The organism is Winogradskyella rapida, assembly GCF_042675845.1.
Lineage (GTDB): Bacteria > Bacteroidota > Bacteroidia > Flavobacteriales > Flavobacteriaceae > Winogradskyella > Winogradskyella rapida.
Genome location: NZ_JBHTKM010000032.1, coordinates 1 through 6000, shown reverse-complemented (window position 1 = coordinate 6000; position 6000 = coordinate 1). Strand labels below are relative to the sequence as shown.

The following is a 6000-nucleotide window of genomic DNA, read 5'->3' as shown; positions in this document are numbered from 1 at the left end:
CGTTACCTGCAAGCTGAACAAACCATCGTGAAACAAATAGACTTCATAGCTGAATTAGAATTTTTATCTACCGAACAAGGTGGACGAAATGGATACGCAAGTTCTGGTTATCGACAACATATTGAATTTGAAAATTACCCAGAATACTTAACTTCAGGAAACCAGACTTATATTGGAAAAGAAAAAGTTGAACCTGGAGAAAATGTAAAAGCAGAAATTGCAATTTTAGGAACTGAATATTTTGCAAAACGACTTTATGAAAATATGGAATTTAAATTTTGTGAAGGAAGTCGGACTATTGGTTTCGGAAAAATAATCGAGATAATAAATACTGACTTAAAATACGCATCTGGAATTGACCAAAAGACAATAAACCTGAATTTATATCCAACTGACATAAAAAACAGACTTGAATCTGATTATGGGAAAAACTCTGGAGAAGCTAAAAGAAGTATCCAAAAATTAATAATATCTAATAAAGAATTTCGGAGTAAAAGAATTGTTAGAGCATTGATATATGCAGGAAATAAAGATGTTGTTCATCTAAAAAAAATGATTGAACTAACACGAACCGATTGGAGAGATTTACTAATGAACGTAGAATATGAATATCCTGAAAAAAGAGTTCGTGATTTTAACAACGAAATCGGAAATGAAAAAATAAAAGCCAGCAGGTAACACCGTGTATAATTCATTGCTAGTTATAGCCTACTTACGAAAGTCCTCTCGGACTTTCTATCTGTGATTTATTTGCTAACTTTAGTGCTTAAAACACGCAACGAAATCATACACAAACACGTTACCACCAATTACCAAAAATGACTGAACAACAAAATGAAATATGGCAGAAAATTCAAAATTTTGAAATTGACGACATAGATTCTTCTTTCAGTTTTACAGATAGATTAGCAAGGGAAAATGATTGGTCAATAGAATATTCGCTGAGAACAGTATTGGAATACAAAAAATTTATTTTTCTGATTACTATTTCAAATTTTCCTCAAACACCTTCAGATCAAATTGACCAAGTCTGGCATCTTCATTTACTTTACACGGAATCGTATTGGGTCGAACTTTGTAAAAACACAATAAATAAAAACATTCATCACGGACCTACAAAAGGCTCTGAGGAAAAAAAATTATTTAAAGAACAGTATTCAAAAACACTTGATTTTTACGAGTCAATTTTTAATGAAAAACCACCAAGTGACATTTGGGTTGATATTGATACTAGATTTAACGAGATTCATTTTACAAGAGTGAATAGAAAGAGAAATTGGATAATACCTAAACTACGATTTAAAAAGTAATGAAAATACTATCTCAAATAACACCTGCAGAAACAATGCTAATTAAAGATTGCACCTCTGTACAATTGAAAGATTTAATGAAGTTTACTTTTATGGATTTACTTTTAAAAAAAGTAATTGAAATTAAAGAAATAAATAAAAAGTCTCATTCTAGAGACAACTACATTAGAACTTATACATACGTTATTTCAGGTAAAAACTTTAATAAATACCAGCCAAAAAATCACGAATTAATTTATTTGAGCCCATTTATTAAAAGCCCTTCAATTCAAATACTGTTTAAGAATTTTATAAAAATGGCTTACGATACTTCAAACGGAAGTTGGCATTTTAAAAAATCGACAAGAAGCAATCGAGAAATCAACCCTTATTTTAAGCAATCATTATTATTAAATTTATTTAGGTTAAATAAACTAACTGACAATGGAAACAAACTAAGGAGAGAAATATCAAACTATTTAAATGAGATTGATAAAAATATAGACCATCTGCTTCATAATGATAAGAAGAAAGGATTAGAGTTATTATTGAGAATTGGAGGAAACATTTTCTTATTAAAAAACTTAGATTTTCAACTTTTAAAAACAATCGATAAAGAATTACTAAATCAACAGAAAGTTTTACATAGTGATACTTATGATTCTGATAGTGATTGGTGGTTATATGTTGAATTTTTTGAAGACGATTATATGTTTGATTCATATTTTGATAGTTTTGATGATACCTTAGATTCATTCGATTCTGAATTTGACGCATCTGGGTGCTCTTCTTGTGATAGTGGATGTAGTAGTTGCGGTGGTTGCGGCGGATGTGATTAAAAACTGGTGGTAACACCGTGTATAATTAATTGCTTTGTTCTTCTCTACTTGCGAAAATTCCTGCGGAATTTTCACGGGTTCGTAAATGTTTGTTAACTTAGTTGCCTAACCACGCAACTAACCATACACAAATACGTTAGCACACATTTGAGAAAACTATGAGAATATTAATAATCCTGACTTTAATTTTCGGAATTAACTCTTGCACAGCACAATCTGCATCTGAAAAAAAACTAATCGGAAAATGGATTTTGGTTGCGGAAACTGACTCTTTTGATGACGATATTGAGCCACTTACGGAAAATGACTCTGAATCGGAATCTGACTCAAAAGCGGAATTGAAAACCAGTCTGACTTTTAATAAGGACAAAACAATATTTATTAACCAAATGGGAAATGAATACGATGCAACTTATAAACTGACTGACTCAATTCTGACTATTGGAAACCGGAATTACATTCTGATTGAAGTCGACAAAAAGAAACTGATTTATAAAAATAAAGGCGGATTGTTTGACAAACATTATGAATATAAAAAAGTGGAATAAAAACGTGTGCTAACAACGTGTATAATTAATTGCTTGTGACTTGCCTACGTGGAAATTCCTGCGGAATTTCCTCTCGTTCGGTTCATTTTTGCTAACTTAGTTGCTTAACCACGCAACTAACCATACACAAACACGTTGGCAACAAGCTAAAAACAGAACGCAAAAAATGAAAATCTTGACTTTTATATTGACTTTTGTAATTTTATCAAGTTGCGTTGATTCTAAAAAACCAATTCACGAACAAACAAATATCGAACTTAAATTAGTAGATAATATTCATATAAAAAAAAGACTTAACGAAACCGACTCTATTCGTTTGAATAATGAACAAACTGAACTTTTTGTAAAAGAATGGAATAATGCAAAGTCTGAAGGACTTTATAAAATGGGACCTGAATTTTGGATAATAGTAAAACTCAAAAATGATTCAATAAGAAAGTTTAGAACAAATAGTAATTTAATAAAGGAAAAAAATGATTGGACTTATTCTCTATCTGATTCAACACTAATTAGTTCATTTTGGAAACCCGAATATCCATTTGCAAAACCCGAAAATTATAACCCAATTTCATTTTTAGAACAAGTTTCTTCAACCTTAAAAACGGAGAAAGATACTTTGAGAATAGGAATGACAATGATTGGAGATTTTCCAATTGATTGGGTTAAAGAAGAACATATTGAACATTTAATTAAGTTGTTGGAATCAAAAGAAATTTGTGGATGTTATCTAAATCCACTTTCTTCTTACATACCAACTGATGATTTTGCCGAAAAAGGTGGTTACGCTGGGATTTTTATTAAAGCATATAAAGAGAAACGAAAAGTTGAATTAGGATTATATTCTTGTCCGAAAGTTGACGAAAAATTAAATGCGGAATTGAGAAAATGGTGGAAAGAAAGAAAATAAAGCCAGTTGCCAACACCGTATATAATTTATTGCTGGCTTCTTGCCTACTTACGAAAGTCCTCGCAGACCTTCTTGGTCGGTAATTATTTACTAAATTAGTTGCTCGAAACACGCAACAAACCATATACAAACACGTTAGCAACAAGCAAAAAAACCAACTATGAACAAAGATTTAAACGCATTTGCAGAAGATATAAGTTGGTTTTTCCAAGAAAATGACAAGGTAGAAATTGAAGAAAGAACTCTTGAATTATCGAATGAATTTAAAAACATATTCCCAAAACTGACAAAACTGATTGAATGTTCGCGAAAAACCTTTCTGCGAATTAATAATGTTGAACACATTTTGTTTGCTTGGACTGATATTGATGACGAAATATTTGGATGGTTAAATAAAATTGAGGGTTTAGAAAATGTATCAGATAAGTTAAGTGCTGAGCACAAAATTTTATTGCAAAATATTGGTGGAATTCAGGAATCGTTTAATCAGCCAGAGGATTCACTAACCAATAATCAGAATTTTATGTTTATTGGAACTGAATGCAGTTTCGGAATTGGTAGTTGGAATGAATATTATAAAGAAACTTGCGAAGAAGAAAATATCAAGCCGATAGACTACTCAAACCTGATTTGTTTTGTAGAAGAGGCAAATGGAAATATGACTTTCTATGATTCTAAAACTAATAAAATAATATTATTCGCTTCTGACCATTGTTTTGATGATATTACGCCAATAATTGGACAGCCCGAATACACATTTTACAGTTATGACAAAATAAATACATTCACAGAATATGTTGAACAAATAGCTAAAGAATGGGCCGAAGAAAATGCCAGTTGCTAACAACGTGTATAATTAATTGCTTGTTACTTGCCTACGTGGAAATTCCTGCGGAATTTCCTCTCGTTCGGTTCATTTTTGCTAACTTAGTTGCCTAACCACGCAACTAACCATACACAAGACCGTTGTGCTTAATTTACCAAAATGCGAATAATAGAGATAAACGGAAATAAATTTTCAAATATGAAAGGATTTTATCGAGAGATAGAATCAAAAATGACTTTCGGACTGAATTGGAAAATTGGACGGAATCTAAACGCATTTAATGATGTACTTTACGGTGGATTTGGAGTTCACGATGTTGATGAAAAATATATCCTAAAATAGCACCGATGTGAAAAAAGCAAATCGGAATTAAAATATTATGACCGAATAATTGAAATCATAGAAGAACACGAGAATATCGAATTACAGCTGACTTAAAAATATAAATCCGAAAATGACAAAAGATATAATTAAAGATAAATTTTTAGGTCCAATTTTAATAATACTTTTATTAGCTCTTTTTAATATAAAAAGAACAAATGATTGGCTTTTCCTATTAATAATTCTTCTAATTGGTTTTACTATTTTGTCTACAGTAGGCTATTTAAGAAATGATTTATACATTAAACATTTCTATCTGGAAAATGAAATACTTTTAATTTCGTTTCAAAAGAATTTTTCAAAAAATAGAGAAGATAAATTTTCCCATAATTTTAAATCACTTGAATTAGTGAAGTTTCGGTCGAAATCATTCCTTGACCCTTTTCATATAATTACAGTTCGTTTTCAAGATGAAAATGGATTTTATGTTACGAAGTCATTTAAAACCAATAACGACAAGATATTTATAGAGCTAATTTATAAACTGAATAAAGAAAAAAACTAAGCACAACACCGTGTATAATTAATTGCTGTGTTCTTCCCTACTTGTGAAAATTCCTGCGGAATTTTCACGGGTTCGTTAAAGTTTGCTAACTTAGTTGCCTAACCACGCAACTAACCATACACAAACACGTTGTACAACATTAACACTCGTCCTGAATAAAGGCTACATAATTTTAAACATTATGTATAAAAATGACAAAGTAATTAGACGTTACAGCGAACCTTTCAAATTAAAAATTTTAGCCGAACTTACAACCGGAAAACACACAAAGAGTGAACTATGCAAGCTCTACTCTATTGCACCTACAACGGTGAATGTGTGGATTAAAAAGTACAATCGTAAAGACTTAATGAACACCAGAGTAAAAGTGGAAACAAAAGACGAAATATCCAGAATTAAAGCCCTACAAAAAGAGATTGAACAGCTTAAAAAGCTACTACTTAAAAAGGATCTTGATGCAATGGTATTAGATTCTTATCTAGAAGTAGCTGCTGAAGATCTAGGTTACAAATCTGTAGCTGAACTAAAAAAAAGCTAAGTATAAAGCCTTAATCATAGCTAAAGAGAAATCTAAGGGATTTGCGTCTTTAACTACTATAAATCATTGTTTTGGGCTTAAACGTGATGCGTATTATAAATACAAATCTAGAGCTGATAAGCGTTTAAAACTAGAGCAACAAATTATAAAAATAGTCAGTAGAAAAC

General features: G+C 30.8%; 9 protein-coding genes. All 9 read left to right on the top strand.

Annotation, left to right across the window (positions count from 1 at the left end; genetic code table 11):
* Positions 1-678 (top strand): hypothetical protein (locus tag ACFQ13_RS06080; protein ID WP_386115225.1); only part of this gene is annotated, 678 nt, incomplete at its 5' end.
* 140 nt (positions 679-818) lie between these two features.
* Positions 819-1310, top strand: a complete 492-nt coding sequence (locus tag ACFQ13_RS06075; RefSeq protein WP_386115223.1) for a glycine-rich domain-containing protein — start codon at positions 819-821, stop codon at positions 1308-1310.
* The gene (locus ACFQ13_RS06070) at positions 1310-2128 is read left to right on the top strand and encodes a hypothetical protein (protein WP_386115221.1); all 819 of its coding nucleotides are present in this window, start codon (positions 1310-1312) and stop codon (positions 2126-2128) included. Before ACFQ13_RS06075 ends, ACFQ13_RS06070 begins: the two co-directional genes overlap by 1 nt.
* Before the next feature lie 158 nt (positions 2129-2286).
* On the top strand, positions 2287-2676 hold the full coding sequence (locus tag ACFQ13_RS06065; RefSeq protein WP_386115219.1) for a hypothetical protein: 390 nt from the start codon (positions 2287-2289) through the stop codon (positions 2674-2676).
* Positions 2677-2842: 166 nt separating this feature from the next.
* Positions 2843-3583: a hypothetical protein gene (locus tag ACFQ13_RS06060; RefSeq protein WP_386115217.1), complete on the top strand. Its 741-nt coding sequence runs from the start codon at positions 2843-2845 to the stop codon at positions 3581-3583.
* 160 nt (positions 3584-3743) lie between these two features.
* The gene (locus ACFQ13_RS06055; RefSeq protein WP_386115215.1) at positions 3744-4427 is read left to right on the top strand and encodes a hypothetical protein; all 684 of its coding nucleotides are present in this window, start codon (positions 3744-3746) and stop codon (positions 4425-4427) included.
* A 141-nt stretch (positions 4428-4568) separates the two neighbouring features.
* On the top strand, positions 4569-4751 hold the full coding sequence (locus tag ACFQ13_RS06050; RefSeq protein ID WP_386115213.1) for a barstar family protein: 183 nt from the start codon (positions 4569-4571) through the stop codon (positions 4749-4751).
* Positions 4752-4863: 112 nt separating this feature from the next.
* A complete protein-coding gene (locus tag ACFQ13_RS06045) occupies positions 4864-5295 on the top strand; it encodes a hypothetical protein (protein ID WP_386115210.1) in 432 nt (143 codons plus the stop codon).
* A gap of 181 nt (positions 5296-5476) precedes the next feature.
* Positions 5477-5833 (top strand): transposase, encoded by a 357-nt coding sequence (locus tag ACFQ13_RS06040; protein WP_386115207.1) that lies wholly within the window; start codon positions 5477-5479, stop codon positions 5831-5833.
* Positions 5834-6000: the final 167 nt, after the last annotated feature.